A 14,821-nucleotide genomic window follows, 5' to 3' on the forward strand; every position below is an offset into this window, starting at 1 on the left:
CAATAAATGAAGCACATAAGAAATTTCTCCATCATCGCTCATATCGACCATGGTAAATCTACGCTCTCTGACCGTCTGATTCAGATCTGTGGCGGACTCACCGCTCGTGAAATGGCTGCGCAGGTTCTCGACTCTATGGATCTGGAGCGTGAGCGTGGGATCACCATCAAAGCCCAGAGCGTGACACTCGATTACCACGCGAAGGACGGCCAAACTTACCAGCTCAATTTCATCGATACCCCAGGCCACGTAGACTTCTCTTATGAAGTTTCCCGCTCACTGGCCGCCTGTGAAGGCGCGCTGCTGGTGGTGGATGCCGGTCAGGGTGTTGAAGCGCAGACACTGGCGAACTGCTATACCGCGATGGAGATGGATCTGGAAGTGGTGCCGGTTCTGAACAAGATTGACCTGCCAGCTGCCGATCCCGATCGTGCCGCGCAGGAAATTGAAGATATCGTCGGCATCGATGCAACGGATGCCGTGCGCTGCTCAGCCAAGACCGGCGTCGGCGTACCCGAAGTGCTGGAGCGCTTAGTGCGTGATATTCCGCCGCCGGAAGGCGATCCGGAAGGTCCGCTGCAGGCACTGATTATCGACTCCTGGTTTGATAACTATCTGGGCGTTGTTTCTCTGGTGCGTGTGAAAAATGGCACCATGCGTAAAGGCGACAAGATTAAAGTCCTGAGCACCGGCCAGGTTTATAACGCTGACCGTCTGGGAATTTTCACTCCGAAGCGTGTGGATCGTAATGAACTGAACTGCGGTGAAGTCGGCTGGCTGGTCTGCGCTATCAAAGATATCCTTGGCGCGCCGGTAGGCGATACCCTGACTACCGCGCGTAACCCGGCAGACAAAGCGCTGCCAGGCTTCAAAAAAGTGAAGCCGCAGGTTTATGCCGGTCTGTTCCCAATCAGCTCTGACGACTATGAAGCGTTCCGTGATGCGCTCGGCAAGCTGAGCCTGAACGATGCCTCGCTGTTCTATGAGCCAGAAAGCTCAACCGCCCTGGGCTTTGGTTTCCGCTGCGGCTTCCTTGGCCTGCTGCACATGGAGATCATTCAGGAGCGCCTGGAGCGCGAATACGATCTCGATCTGATCACCACCGCGCCGACGGTGGTGTATGAAGTCGTGACTACCAGTGGCGAGATCGTTCATGTTGACAGCCCATCTAAGCTGCCTGCGCTGAACAATATCGAAGAGCTGCGTGAACCGATTGCGGAATGTCACATGCTGCTGCCACAGGAGTATCTGGGCAACGTCATCACGCTGTGTATTGAGAAGCGTGGCGTGCAGACCAACATGGTTTACCACGGCAATCAGGTGGCACTGACGTACGAAATTCCGATGGCAGAGGTGGTACTCGACTTCTTTGACCGTCTGAAATCAACCTCGCGCGGTTATGCCTCGCTGGATTACAACTTTAAACGTTTCCAGCCTTCAGACATGGTGCGCGTTGACGTACTGATTAACTCTGAACGTGTGGATGCGCTGGCGCTGATCACTCACCGCGACAACGCACCTTATCGCGGACGCGATCTGGTTGAGAAAATGAAAGATCTCATCCCGCGTCAGCAGTTTGATATTGCGATTCAGGCTGCCATCGGCAACCACATTATCGCGCGTTCAACGGTTAAACAGCTGCGTAAAAACGTACTCGCCAAGTGTTATGGCGGTGACGTGAGCCGTAAGAAGAAACTGCTGCAGAAACAGAAAGACGGTAAGAAGCGTATGAAGCAGGTTGGTAACGTTGAGCTGCCACAGGAAGCGTTCCTCGCCATTCTGCATGTCGGTAAGGACAGCAAATAAGGATTTCCAATGGCTAATATGTTCGCCCTGATTCTGGCGATAGCGACGCTGATTACTGGCATCGTATGGGTAATAGATCGTTTTAAATGGGCACCTGCGCGTCGCGCTAAACAGGCTGAGGTTCAGGCCCAGACCGGCAACGCGCTCGACAGCAAAACGCTGGCGAAGGTTGCTGCCAAGCCAGGCTGGGTTGAGACCACCGCGTCTGTGTTCCCGGTGCTGGCGGTGGTGTTCATCGTGCGTTCGTTTATCTACGAACCGTTCCAGATTCCCTCTGGCTCGATGATGCCAACGCTGCTGATTGGTGACTTTATCCTGGTGGAGAAATTCGCTTACGGTATCAAAGATCCGATTACCCAGACGACGCTGATCCCAACCGGTCAGCCGAAGCGCGGCGATATCGCGGTATTTAAATACCCGAAAGATCCGAGCCTGGATTATATTAAGCGCGTTATCGGCCTGCCGGGCGACAAAGTCATCTATGATCCTTACAGCAAAACCCTGACGGTAAAACCGACCTGCAGCGACGACAAAGCCTGTGACACAGCGCTGGCGGTAACGTACACCGATATTGAGCCAAGCAACTTTATTCAGACTTTTAGCGGTTTTGATGGCAACGAAACCGGCAACGGTTTTTATCAGGTGCCGCAGGGCGATACTATGCGCGGAGGTCTGCGCCTGGCCACCCGCAAAGAGACGATTGGTAACGTGACGCATGACATTCTGCTGGTAAACGAAGCGCAGAGTCAGGCAGGCATGTATTATCAGCAGCCGGGTCAGCCGCAGTCGAGCTGGGTCGTGCCGAAAGGGCAATACTTCATGATGGGCGACAACCGTGATAACAGCGCCGACAGCCGTTACTGGGGCTTTGTCCCGGAGCGTAATCTGGTCGGTAAAGCGGTCGCTATCTGGATGAGCTTTGAGAAACAAGAAGGCCAGTGGCCTACCGGCGTGCGATTCAGTCGCATCGGCGGTATCCACTAACAACATTGTCTGATTAACAGGCAATTCGGGTGGCCTCCTCAGGGAGGCCACTGCACACCAAACGGAACGTGTTGGATTGCCAGCCCCGTTTGGTATGCAGAGTCACAGACGCAACAAAGAACTGGAATCGCATGAACCCCATCCTGATTAACAAGCTTCAGCGCAAACTGGGCTACACTTTTACTCATTCGGAACTGTTACAGCAGGCCCTGACTCACCGCAGCGCCAGCAGTAAGCATAACGAACGCCTGGAATTTCTTGGCGATTCAATTCTTAGCTATGTGATCGCTAATGCCCTTTATCACCGCTTCCCGCGGGTTGATGAAGGTGACATGAGCCGCATGCGCGCCACACTGGTGCGTGGCAACACGCTGGCTGAAATGGCCCGCGAATTTGATCTTGGCGAGTGCCTGCGTCTGGGACCGGGTGAGCTGAAAAGCGGCGGCTTCCGTCGTGAATCTATTCTTGCCGATACGGTCGAGGCGCTGATTGGCGGCATTTTCCTCGACAGCGGTATTGAGCGGGTAGAACAACTGATCCTTGACTGGTATCAGAGCCGTCTGGACGAAATCAGTCCTGGCGACAAACAAAAAGATCCGAAAACGCGTCTGCAGGAGTATCTGCAGGGACGTCATCTGCCACTGCCAAGTTATCTGGTCGTGCAGGTGCGTGGCGAAGCCCATGATCAGGAATTCACCATTCACTGTCAGGTGAGTGGCATGGCCGAGCCGGTCGTCGGCGTCGGCTCCAGCCGTCGTAAAGCTGAGCAGGCAGCAGCTGAACAGGCGCTGATAAAATTAGGTCTCGAATAGTTCTGTCGGGGTGACCGTGCCGGAGCGGCACACAGTGAATCACCCTTTGGCAGTTCTGTCCCGGCGTCAGAAGACGCTGAATGACACACGATTCAAATAGCACTTTTTCAGCGCCGTATCAGGCGCTGAACAACTCAGGATTCGAATGAGCGAAAACGTTACTTATTGCGGCTTTGTCGCGATTGTTGGCCGACCAAACGTCGGTAAATCCACCTTACTGAACCAGTTACTGGGGCAGAAGGTGTCGATCACCTCGCGTAAGCCGCAAACCACGCGCCACCGCATCATGGGCATTCACACCGAGGGCGAATATCAGGCGATCTACGTCGATACTCCGGGTCTGCACATGGAAGAGAAGCGTGCCATTAACCGTCTGATGAACCGCGCAGCCAGCAGTTCGATTGGTGACGTAGAGCTGGTGATCTTCGTGGTTGAAGGCACCCGCTGGACGCCAGATGACGAGATGGTCTTAAACAAACTGCGCGACAACAAAGTGCCGGTCGTGCTGGCGATCAACAAGGTCGATAATATCCAGGATAAAAGCATTCTGCTGCCGCATCTGCAGTTCCTGAGCCAGCAGATGAACTTCCTCGATATCGTGCCTATCTCTGCTGAGAGTGGCAAAAACGTCGATACCATTGCGGCGATTACCCGCAAGCATCTGCCACAGGCCGATCATCACTTCCCGGAAGATTACATCACTGACCGTTCACAGCGCTTCATGGCGTCAGAGATGATCCGTGAAAAACTGATGCGCTTCCTGGGCGCTGAACTGCCTTACTCTGTCACGGTTGAGATTGAGCGCTTCGTTACCAACGAACGCGGCGGTTACGATATCCATGGTCTGATCCTGGTTGAGCGTGAAGGGCAGAAGAAGATGGTGATTGGCAACAAAGGCGCCAAAATCAAAGTCATCGGAACCGAAGCGCGCAGGGACATGGAAGAGATGTTCGAAGCAAAAGTGCATCTCGAACTGTGGGTGAAAGTGAAATCCGGCTGGGCAGATGACGAACGTGCGCTGCGCAGCCTGGGTTATACAGACGATCTCTGATTCAATGGAAGGCTGGCAACGCGCCTTTGTGCTGCATAGTCGTCCCTTCAGCGAAACCAGCCTGCTGCTCGACCTGTTCAGCGAAAGTGAAGGACGGGTCCGGGTACTGGCCAAGGGCGCGCGTTCCCGGCGTTCCAACCTGAAAGGTGCGTTACAGCCTTTTACCCCGCTGCTGGTTCGCTGGAGCGGGCGCGGGGAAGTTAAAACCCTGCGCAATGCCGAAGCGGTGTCGCTGGCTTTACCGCTCAGCGGCATCACGCTTTACTGCGGTCTCTACGTCAATGAGCTGGTCTCACGCGTATTGCAGCAGGAATCTCCCTTCCCGGAACTCTTCTTCGACTATCTCAACTGTCTTCAGGCGTTAGCCTCAACACACGGTAAGCCCGAACCGGCACTGCGACGATTTGAACTGGCGCTGCTCGGTCACCTGGGTTACGGCGTCGACTTCCTGCACTGCGCCGGCAGCGGCGAGCCGGTCAGCGACGATATGACCTACAGCTATCGCGAAGAGCGGGGTTTTATCGCCAGCCTGGTGGTGAACAATCGCAGCTTTACCGGACGGGAGCTGCACGCCCTGTGTGAGCGAGAGTTTCCGGATGCCGACACCCTGCGTGCCGCGAAGCGCTTTACGCGCATCGCCCTGAAGCCTTATCTTGGTGGCAAGCCGCTGAAAAGTCAGGAGCTGTTCCGCCAGTTTATCCCGAAGAAAAAGCCCGAACAGGCAGAAGAATAGCGCTGGTCGTACCGCCTGTTTATATTTGCGCGGTACACTCAACATCACGATGGAAAAGAAGTGAGGATGGTCATGGCTGAGTTGCTGTTAGGCGTCAATATCGATCACATTGCCACGGTGCGTAACGCGCGTGGGACAAACTATCCCGATCCGGTACAGGCGGCGTTTATCGCCGAGCAGGCAGGCGCAGACGGCATTACCGTGCACCTGCGTGAAGATCGCCGTCACATCACCGATCGCGACGTGCGAATTCTGCGTGACACGATTCAGACGCGCATGAATCTGGAGATGGCGGTCACCGATGAGATGATCGGCATTGCCTGTGACATTCAGCCCCATTTCTGCTGCCTGGTGCCGGAAAAGCGTCAGGAAGTGACCACGGAAGGCGGACTGGATGTGGCGGGACAGCAGGAGAAGATGAACGCGGCCGTGCGACTGCTGAAGGATGCTGGCATTCTGGTTTCGCTGTTTATTGATGCCGATCACCGCCAGATCGAAGCCGCCGTTGCCACGGGTGCGCCTTACATCGAAATCCATACTGGCGCTTACGCCGAGGCACCAGAGGGACTGGCGCGTGACGCTGAGCTGGCGCGCATTCGCCATGCCGCGACTTTTGCTGCCAGCCTGGGGCTCAAAGTTAACGCCGGTCATGGTCTGACCTACCACAATGTGCTGCCGATTGCCGCGCTGCCGGAAATGCATGAGCTGAACATCGGCCATGCGATTATCGGGCGTGCAGTAATGAGTGGCCTGCCGGACGCAGTTAAAGAGATGAAGCAACTGCTGCGTGAAGCCCGTCGCTAATGGCTATTCTCGGATTAGGTACGGACATCGTTGAGATTGAACGCATCGCCGGGGTGATAGCGCGCTCCGGCGATCGGCTGGCGCGTCGGGTGCTGAGTGAAGCCGAATGGCAGCAGTATCAGGCGCACAAGCAGCCGGTGCGCTTTCTCTCCAAACGTTTTGCGGTTAAAGAGGCGGCAGCAAAAGCCTTTGGCACCGGCATTCGCGGTGGTCTGGCGTTTAATCAGTTTGAAGTTTACAACGATGCGCTGGGAAAACCGGGGTTACGCTTCTTTCAGCATGCTGCTGACGTGGCGGAGAGGCTGGGCGTTAAGCACGTTCACGTGACGCTGGCCGATGAGCGTCACTACGCCTGCGCCACGGTAATCATTGAAAGCTAGCCGTGCAGCAGCACGAACTTCTCCCACAGCGTATCGCGAGATTCGGTGTGCTGTGGGTCTATGATAATCGTGTTGTCGATGGGGCAGACCTGCTGACAGGTTGGCCGCTCATAGTGCCCGACACATTCCGTGCAGCGGCTGACATCAATCTCATAGATCGCATCGCCCAGTGAAATCGCCTGATTCGGGCACTCCGGTTCACACATATCGCAGTTAATGCATCTGGACGTAATCAACAGCGCCATTTTACCCACCTGATACCAACAGAAAAAGCGCGGGTATTATACGTGCTGACGCTGATCAGACCAGCTTTTTCACCAGCGCTTCGCTGTGACGAATATGGCTGGACGCGCGCTCAGGATCGTTTTGCACCAGCGCCATAAAGAGCAGATCGGTCAGAGCAAGCTGTGCCGTGGTTGAGGAGATCGCCGCGCTGCGGGTACTCTGCTCTTCCGCCACCGTATAAAGACAGTAACCGGCACTCTGCTGCAGGGTATTCGGCGTAAAACCCGTGAACGCCACCACATCTGCGCCCACCTGAACCGCTTCCTGCGCGGCCAGATTGATCTCTCGCCGTTCACCGGTGTAAGAGATGGCGAGCAGCACATCGCCTGGCCCCATCGCCTGCACGCTGGCCAGCAGGGCGTGCATATCCTGTTCCGCCACCGCATTAATGCCGATCTTCATCAGCTTCCAGGAGAAATCTTTCGCCACCAGGCCCGAGGCGCCGATGCCCACCAGTAAAATACGGCGGGCATTTTTCAGCAGCTGTAACACGTCGTTGAGCTTTTCTTCGCTATTAATATCCAGGGTGGCGCGGATCGCTGAAAGCTTTTCTGTCAGCAGCTTTTCACCCACCATTTTAAGCGGGTCGTCGCTCAGAATATGGTTATGCACGGTAATGGCATCCTTGTCCGCCAGTGACTCACTCAGGGCCAGCTTAAGCGCCGGAAAACCTTTATAGCCCAGCTTCTGAGCAAACTTCACTACGCTCGACTGACTGACGCCGGACTCTTCCGCCAGTTTTTGTGAACTCAGGTGACGCGCCCGATCGGGTTGCGACAGTAAAAAATCCGCGAGCCGACGTTCGTTCAACGCCAGTCGTGGATAAAGCTGGCGAATGCGCAGCAAAGAACTCATGCCCAATCCTCGTCATTCAGGGATAATCAATGAAGAATAAACTATTCATCGGGCATTGTAGTCATCGGAATTAAAAATGACAGTCATCGCCGTACCGCCTGATGATGGCTACACTACTCTTTATCATTCCAGAACCAGCCATAAAGGAGAGTTGTTTGACCAGGGGAACACAACGTCGCATCGTATTTTTTGACCTGGATGGCACTTTGCACCAGCAGGACATGTTCGGCACGTTTATGCGCTATCTGCTGCGTCGCCGCCCGCTTAATCTGCTGCTGGTGGTGCCGGTATTGCCGGTGGTCGGTATCGGCCTGCTGTTTAAAGGCCGTGCGGCTCGCTGGCCCATGAGCCTGCTGCTCTGGTCAATTACCTTTGGACGCTCTGAGCAGACATTGCTGCGCCTCGAAGCGGAGTTTGCGCAGTGGTTCCGGCTGCGCGTGAAAGCGTTCCCGGTGGTGCAGCAGCGTCTGACGGATTATCTCAGCAGTGATGATGCTGAAGTCTGGCTGATCACCGGATCGCCACAGTCGCTGGTGGAGCAGGTCTATTACGACTCCGCGTTTCTGCCACGTGTGAAGATGATTGCGAGCCAGATGCAGCGCGGCTGGGGTGGGCGGGTGCTGGCGATGCGCTGTCTTGGCCATGAGAAAGTGGCGCAGCTGGAAGAGAAAATCGGTACGCCGCTGCAGCTTTACAGCGGCTACAGCGACAGCAAACAGGACAACCCGCTGCTGTTTTTCTGTCAGCATCGCTGGCGCGTGACCCCGGCGGGTGAACTGCAACAGCTGGAATAAGTTTTTAAAGGACCGATGAGACCGCTATAATGCGCCGCTTTTTAGTCGCCCGGGGTGGTCAGCGTGAAACAACAAGATGAGTACTGGATGCGCCATGCGCTTGGTCTGGCGCGACGGGCGTGGGAGCAGAGCGAAGTGCCGGTGGGCGCGGTGCTGGTTCAGAACGACCAGGTGATTGGCGAAGGCTGGAACCGGCCCATTGGTCAGCACGACCCGACGGCGCACGCCGAAATAATGGCTCTGCGCCAGGGCGGTAAAGTGCTGGAAAATTATCGTCTGCTGGATACCACGCTTTACGTGACGCTGGAGCCGTGCGTCATGTGTGCCGGTGCTATGGTTCACAGCCGCATAACGCGTCTGGTTTATGGTGCGCACGATGTTAAAAGTGGCGCGGCGGGATCGCTGCTGGATGTGCTGGGCCACCCTGGCATGAATCATCAGATTGAATTGCACAGTGGCGTGCTGGCTGAAGAGTGCGCCGCCATGCTGAGCGATTTTTTCCGTATGCGTCGCGAGCAGAAAAAAGCGCTGCGTCAGGCGCAGCGCCAGGGTTAGTTCATCGCGATCTTTGGTTCAACCGCCGGATAGCCCTTCGCCAGTTCGGCCTGGGCTTCCGCCTGCTGCTTCAGACGCTTCTCCTGCTCCTGCAGATAACCCACCAGACTTAGCTGATACTTGCGGATATTCTCCACGTAGTTATAAGCTTCATGCCCACGGGCGTAGCCATACGTCGTCTGTGTGTAGTAACGCTTCTGACTCAGCATCGGCAGACGCAGCTTTACATCCGCCCAGCTGTCCGGATCGCCACCCTGGCGTGCCGTCAGCTTGCGGACGTCGAGCATATGGGCATAGCCCATGTTGTAAGCCGCCAGCGCAAACCAGATACGTTCATCTTCCGGGATGCTCTGTGGCACCTTCGCCATCATATCCTGCAGATACTGACTGCCGCCGCGAATGCTCTGTTCGGGATCGGTACGATCACCCACATCCAGACTCTCCGCGGTGTTACGCGTCAGCATCATCATGCCGCGTACGCCGGTAGGGGAGGTGGCCTGCGGATTCCAGTGCGACTCCTGATAGGAGATCGCTGCCAGCAGTCGCCAGTCAATGCTGGTGGCGTACTTCTCAAACAGCGGCTTGATGTCGGGCAGCGTATTGTCGATGGCCCGCAGGAAAGTGCGGGTATCGACATAATCAAAGGTGCCAACGTGGCCGAGATATTTCTCCTCCAGCCGCGCCATCGCGCCTTCTTCTCCCATACCATTAAAGAAGTCGAGCATCGCCGCATTCAGGCTGTCATCATCACTGTGCCGCACATACCAGGTCACCGGCTCTTCATCGGTGACGTCGAACGCGACCGCCAGCTGCGGATAAATGCGCTGTAACAGGGCGATGGTGACGGAGTCGCCAATCGTATAGTCGAGCTTGCCATCAGCTACCGCTTCCAGCAGGGCTTTAGGGCTCTGATCGGTGGAGATCGCCCAGTCCAGATCGGGAAACTGATTAGAACGCGCGCTCTTCAGCGTTGACAGGTAAGCCGATCCCGCCGCAACCGTTAGCCGCCCCTTTAAGTCACCGAGGTTTTTAGGGCGCGGCTTATCCACGCGATAGACCAGCTGCTGCGAAACATTGTAGTAACCTGGCCCGGTCTGATAACGCGTCAGGCGTTCATTGTTATAGTTCAGCCCGGCGGCCAGCACATCGGCTTTGCCATCGTCAAGGTCATCAAACAGATCGCTCAGGTTAGGACGAACCGTCACCTTAAGTTTGACGCCCAGGTAATCGGCGAAACGTTTTGCCAGCTCATAGTCCATACCGGCCGGTAATTGGTTAACTGTGTAGTAAGTCAATGGGGAGTTGATGGTACTGACACGCAGCACTCCCCGCGATTTAATCTGTGAAATCTGGTCCTGCCCACCCCCGTACCAGGGAATGGATGGCCATAGCGCTAACGCTAACAGCACGGCAACCAGACCGATAAACAGATAATTAAATTTTAGGCGTTTCAAATAGTTATCTCTCGCTGGCTCTAAGGCCTCTGTCTTTTAAAGGCAGTATTTATCTTCTTTGAACTCCCAGAGCGAGGGGCATTTTGCGCAACAAAATCACGCTGAGCAACTTTTATAGCAGCTTTTGCGCAAATTTCAGGCAAATCCGGGTCGCCAAAAATTGTGCGCAAACGGTTTCGTCGCGAGGTCGCTTTCTCTATAATACGCCCCGTTTTCCCTGTTGCGCCCAATTTGCGTCGCCCGGCGCCCTGACGAGAGACTTATTAATGGAAATTCTGCGTGGTTCGCCCGCCCTGTCGGCATTTCGTGTAAACAAACTGCTGACCCGCTTTCAGGACGCTCATCTGCCGGTGAGTGATATTTACGCTGAGTACATCCATTTTGCTGATGTCAGTACGCCTTTAAGCGCTGACGAACAGAGCCGTCTGCAACGTCTGCTGAAATATGGTCCCTCTCTTGCTGAACATGCTCCACAGGGTCGTCTGCTGCTGGTGACACCGCGTCCTGGTACCATTTCGCCCTGGTCATCCAAAGCAACCGATATCGCCCACAACTGCGGCCTGCCACAGGTCCGTCGTCTGGAACGTGGTCTGGCTTTCTATGTACAGGCTCCCCAGCTGACCGAAGCGCAGTGGCAAACGCTGGGCACACTGCTGCACGATCGGATGATGGAAACGGTCTTCAGTGACCTGGCGCAGGCTGAGCAGTTGTTCGCGCACCACACGCCGCAGCCGGTGAAAAGTGTCGATCTGCTGGGTGAGGGCCGTCAGGCGCTGGTGCAGGCCAATATCTCCCTGGGTCTGGCGCTGGCAGACGATGAAATTGACTACCTGGTGGCGGCGTTTACCTCACTGGGTCGTAACCCCAACGACATTGAACTCTATATGTTTGCGCAGGCGAACTCTGAGCACTGTCGTCACAAGATTTTCAACGCTGACTGGATTATCGACGGCGAGAAACAGCCAAAGTCGCTGTTTAAAATGATCAAAAATACGATGGAGAAGACGCCGGACTTCGTGCTCTCTGCCTATAAAGATAACGCCGCCGTGATGGAAGGATCAGAGGTTGGCCGCTTCTTTGCTGACGCCGGAGAGAGCGAGTACCGCTGGCATCAGGAAGCTGCGCACATTCTGATGAAGGTGGAAACGCACAACCACCCAACGGCGATTTCGCCGTGGCCAGGCGCGGCCACCGGTTCTGGTGGTGAAATCCGTGATGAAGGCGCAACCGGTCGCGGCTCCAAGCCAAAAGCGGGCCTGGTCGGATTCTCGGTCTCTAACCTGCGTATTCCTGGCTTTGAACAGCCGTGGGAAGAGGACTTCGGTAAACCAGCCCGCATTGTCAGCGCGCTGGAGATCATGACCGACGGACCTCTGGGCGGCGCTGCCTTCAACAATGAATTTGGTCGTCCGGCTCTGAATGGCTACTTCCGTACTTATGAAGAGCAGGTCACCAGCCACAACGGCACTGAGCTGCGCGGCTATCATAAGCCGATTATGCTGGCGGGCGGCATCGGTAACATCCGTGCCGATCACGTGCAGAAAGGCGAAATCACCGTAGGCGCGAAGCTGGTGGTGCTGGGCGGTCCGGCCATGAACATCGGCCTGGGCGGCGGCGCGGCCTCATCCATGGCCTCGGGTCAGTCTGATGCCGATCTCGACTTCGCCTCTGTACAGCGTGATAACCCGGAGATGGAGCGCCGTTGTCAGGAGGTGATCGACCGCTGCTGGCAGCTGGGCGATGAGAACCCGATTCTGTTTATCCACGACGTGGGCGCGGGCGGCCTTTCCAATGCTATGCCGGAGCTGGTCAGCGATGGCGGTCGTGGTGGCCGGTTTAACCTGCGTGACATCCTGAGTGATGAGCCAGGCATGAGCCCGCTGGAAGTCTGGTGTAACGAATCACAGGAACGTTATGTGATGGCCGTAGCACCCGATCAGCTGGCGCAGTTTGAGGCGATTTGCCAGCGCGAACGCGCACCTTTTGCCGTAATTGGTGAAGCCACCGAAGAGTTGCACCTGAGTCTGGAAGATAGCCATTTCGATAATAAGCCTATCGATATGCCGCTGGATGTCCTGCTGGGCAAAACGCCGAAGATGACGCGGGATGTGGTGACGCAGCAGGCGCAGGGCACCGAGCTGCAGCGTGACGGCATTACGCTGGTTGATGCGGTGAATCGCGTACTGCATCTGCCTGCTGTGGCGGAAAAAACCTTCCTGATCACCATCGGTGACCGCAGCGTGACCGGCATGGTGGCGCGCGACCAGATGGTCGGGCCGTGGCAGATCCCGGTGGCCAACTGTGCGGTGACCACTGCCAGCCTCGACAGCTATCACGGCGAAGCCTTTGCCCTGGGCGAACGTTCACCGGTTGCGCTGCTGGACTTCGCAGCATCGGGTCGTCTGGCGGTGGGGGAAGCCCTGACCAACCTGGCGGCAACGCAGATTGGTTCGCTGAAGCGCGTGAAACTCTCCGCTAACTGGATGTCCGCTGCGGGTCATCCGGGTGAAGATGCGGGTTTATACGCTGCGGTGAAAGCCGTCGGCGAAGAGCTTTGCCCGGCGCTGGGGATCACCATCCCGGTCGGTAAAGATTCGATGTCGATGAAAACCCGCTGGCAGGAAGGCACTGAACAGCGCGAGATGACTTCGCCGCTGTCGCTGGTGATTACTGCGTTTGCACGCGTCGAAGATGTCCGTCGCACCGTCACGCCACAGCTGCAGGCCGATCAGGACAACCTGCTGCTGCTGATCGATCTGGGCAACGGCGCGAATACGCTGGGCGCAACCGCGCTGTCGCAGGTCTATCGCCAGCTCGGTGACAAACCTGCCGATGTGCGTGATGCCACCCAGCTGGCTGGCTTCTTCAATGCGATTCAGGCGCTGGTGGCTCAGCAGAAACTGCTGGCCTACCACGACCGCTCTGACGGTGGTCTGCTGGTGACGCTGGCCGAGATGGCCTTTGCCGGTCACTGCGGCATTGACGTTGATATCGCCTCGCTGGGCAGCGATGCGCTGGCGGCCTTGTTCACCGAAGAGCTGGGTGCGGTGATTCAGATTAACGCCGCCGATCGCGATGCCGTTGAGCGGATCCTGGCCGATCACGGTCTTGCCGCTTCCACGCATCTGCTGGGCAGCGCGCAGCCGGGCGATCGCTTTGTGATCCGTTCCGGTGACAGCGCGGTCTACAGTGAAAGCCGCAATACGCTGCGTACCTGGTGGGCGGAAACCACCTGGCAGATGCAACGCCTGCGCGACAACCCGGCGTGTGCCGATCAGGAGCATGAAGCGAAGAAAAACGACAGCGATCCTGGTCTCAACGTCAATCTGACCTTTAATCCGCAGGAAGATGTGGCGGCACCGATGATCGCGACGGGCGCACGTCCACGCGTCGCCGTGCTGCGTGAGCAGGGCGTGAACTCCCATGTGGAGATGGCCGCTGCCTTTGATCGTGCTGGCTTTACTGCCATTGACGTTCACATGAGCGATCTGCTGGCCGGGCGTCGCGGTCTGGAAGCGTTCCAGGCGCTGGTTGCCTGTGGCGGCTTCTCTTACGGTGATGTGCTGGGTGCCGGTGAGGGCTGGGCGAAGTCGATTCTGTTCAACCCGCGTGTTCGCGATGAGTTCGAAACCTTCTTCCACCGTCCGCAGACCCTGGCGCTGGGCGTCTGTAACGGCTGTCAGATGATGTCCAATCTGCGTGAACTGATTCCGGGCAGCGATCTCTGGCCGCGCTTTGTGCGTAACCAGTCTGAACGCTTTGAAGCGCGCTTCAGCCTGGTCGAAGTGGCTGCCAGTCCGTCACTGCTGCTGGACGGCATGGCCGGTTCACATATGCCTATCGCGGTTTCGCACGGAGAAGGTTTTGTTGAAGTGCGTGATGCGACGCATCTGGCGGCGCTGGAGTCGAAAGGGCTGGTGGCACTGCGCTTTGTCGATAACTTCGGCAAGGTGACAGAAACCTATCCGGCTAACCCGAATGGCTCACCTAACGGCATCACCGCCGTGACCAACGAAAGTGGTCGCGTCACCATTATGATGCCGCATCCGGAGCGTGTTTTCCGTACCGTCAGCAACTCCTGGCATCCGGCAGAGTGGGGCGAAGACAGCCCGTGGATGCGCATTTTCCGCAATGCGCGCAGACAGCTGGGTTAATGTAATCCGCTGAAATGAACAGGAGGCCGGTGTGCCTCCTGTTCTTTTTTACGCCGCTGTTGGCAAATGGCGACAAGGGGGATATTGCACTGTCTCTTTATGGCGACATCTATCTCATTGATTTTAAATGAGCGGGTATCCGGGGTGATTTAAT

Annotated in this window: 13 protein-coding genes; 10 read left to right on the plus strand and 3 right to left on the minus strand. The window is 56.5% G+C overall.

The genetic code is table 11. From position 1 onward, the window contains the following. Positions 1–6: 6 nt before the first annotated feature. The 7 genes from lepA to acpS all read left to right on the plus strand — a co-directional run bounded on the left by lepA (position 7) and on the right by acpS (position 6,570). Positions 7–1,806, plus strand: a complete 1,800-nt coding sequence (gene lepA / locus LQK91_RS00435; protein WP_003848603.1) for a translation elongation factor 4 — start codon at positions 7–9, stop codon at positions 1,804–1,806. A 9-nt stretch (positions 1,807–1,815) separates the two neighbouring features. Next, positions 1,816–2,790, plus strand: coding sequence for a signal peptidase I (gene lepB, locus LQK91_RS00440; protein WP_003848604.1), 975 nt, complete (start codon positions 1,816–1,818; stop codon positions 2,788–2,790). Positions 2,791–2,921: 131 nt separating this feature from the next. Beyond that, positions 2,922–3,602, plus strand: a complete 681-nt coding sequence (rnc, locus tag LQK91_RS00445) for a ribonuclease III (RefSeq protein ID WP_003848606.1) — start codon at positions 2,922–2,924, stop codon at positions 3,600–3,602. A gap of 145 nt (positions 3,603–3,747) precedes the next feature. Continuing rightward, complete coding sequence (gene era, locus LQK91_RS00450) at positions 3,748–4,653, plus strand: GTPase Era (protein WP_003848607.1); 906 nt, start codon at positions 3,748–3,750, stop codon at positions 4,651–4,653. Between the two features lie 4 nt (positions 4,654–4,657). Next, on the plus strand, positions 4,658–5,386 hold the full coding sequence (gene recO, locus LQK91_RS00455; RefSeq protein WP_003848609.1) for a DNA repair protein RecO: 729 nt from the start codon (positions 4,658–4,660) through the stop codon (positions 5,384–5,386). Positions 5,387–5,458: 72 nt separating this feature from the next. Next, positions 5,459–6,190 (plus strand): pyridoxine 5'-phosphate synthase, encoded by a 732-nt coding sequence (pdxJ, locus tag LQK91_RS00460; protein WP_003848612.1) that lies wholly within the window; start codon positions 5,459–5,461, stop codon positions 6,188–6,190. Next, positions 6,190–6,570: a holo-ACP synthase gene (acpS, locus tag LQK91_RS00465; protein WP_105098903.1), complete on the plus strand. Its 381-nt coding sequence runs from the start codon at positions 6,190–6,192 to the stop codon at positions 6,568–6,570. The genes pdxJ and acpS overlap by 1 nt, the downstream gene beginning before the upstream one ends. Here acpS and LQK91_RS00470 read toward each other — a convergent pair. Further along, positions 6,567–6,815, minus strand: coding sequence for a YfhL family 4Fe-4S dicluster ferredoxin (locus tag LQK91_RS00470; RefSeq protein ID WP_105098904.1), 249 nt, complete (start codon positions 6,813–6,815; stop codon positions 6,567–6,569). The two genes, acpS and LQK91_RS00470, sit on opposite strands and share 4 nt — an antisense overlap. A gap of 55 nt (positions 6,816–6,870) precedes the next feature. Continuing rightward, the gene (locus LQK91_RS00475; RefSeq protein WP_003848617.1) at positions 6,871–7,710 is read right to left on the minus strand and encodes a MurR/RpiR family transcriptional regulator; all 840 of its coding nucleotides are present in this window, start codon (positions 7,708–7,710) and stop codon (positions 6,871–6,873) included. Positions 7,711–7,865: 155 nt separating this feature from the next. Here LQK91_RS00475 and yfhb point away from each other — a divergent pair, with 155 nt between their 5' ends. Both yfhb and tadA read left to right on the plus strand, forming a co-directional pair. After that, the gene (yfhb, locus tag LQK91_RS00480; RefSeq protein WP_039659517.1) at positions 7,866–8,504 is read left to right on the plus strand and encodes a phosphatidylglycerophosphatase C; all 639 of its coding nucleotides are present in this window, start codon (positions 7,866–7,868) and stop codon (positions 8,502–8,504) included. A gap of 63 nt (positions 8,505–8,567) precedes the next feature. Further along, positions 8,568–9,059, plus strand: coding sequence for a tRNA adenosine(34) deaminase TadA (tadA, locus tag LQK91_RS00485; protein WP_071591679.1), 492 nt, complete (start codon positions 8,568–8,570; stop codon positions 9,057–9,059). On the opposite strand, the gene mltF is transcribed toward tadA, so the two are convergent. Then, positions 9,056–10,513: a membrane-bound lytic murein transglycosylase MltF gene (gene mltF / locus LQK91_RS00490; protein ID WP_003848623.1), complete on the minus strand. Its 1,458-nt coding sequence runs from the start codon at positions 10,511–10,513 to the stop codon at positions 9,056–9,058. The genes tadA and mltF overlap by 4 nt on opposite strands. 266 nt (positions 10,514–10,779) lie before the next feature. Here mltF and purL point away from each other — a divergent pair, with 266 nt between their 5' ends. Continuing rightward, complete coding sequence (gene purL / locus LQK91_RS00495; RefSeq protein WP_105098905.1) at positions 10,780–14,667, plus strand: phosphoribosylformylglycinamidine synthase; 3,888 nt, start codon at positions 10,780–10,782, stop codon at positions 14,665–14,667. Positions 14,668–14,821 lie beyond the last annotated feature (154 nt).

It is taken from the genome of Pantoea sp. MHSD4 (assembly GCF_021043305.1).
Lineage (GTDB): Bacteria > Pseudomonadota > Gammaproteobacteria > Enterobacterales > Enterobacteriaceae > Pantoea > Pantoea eucalypti.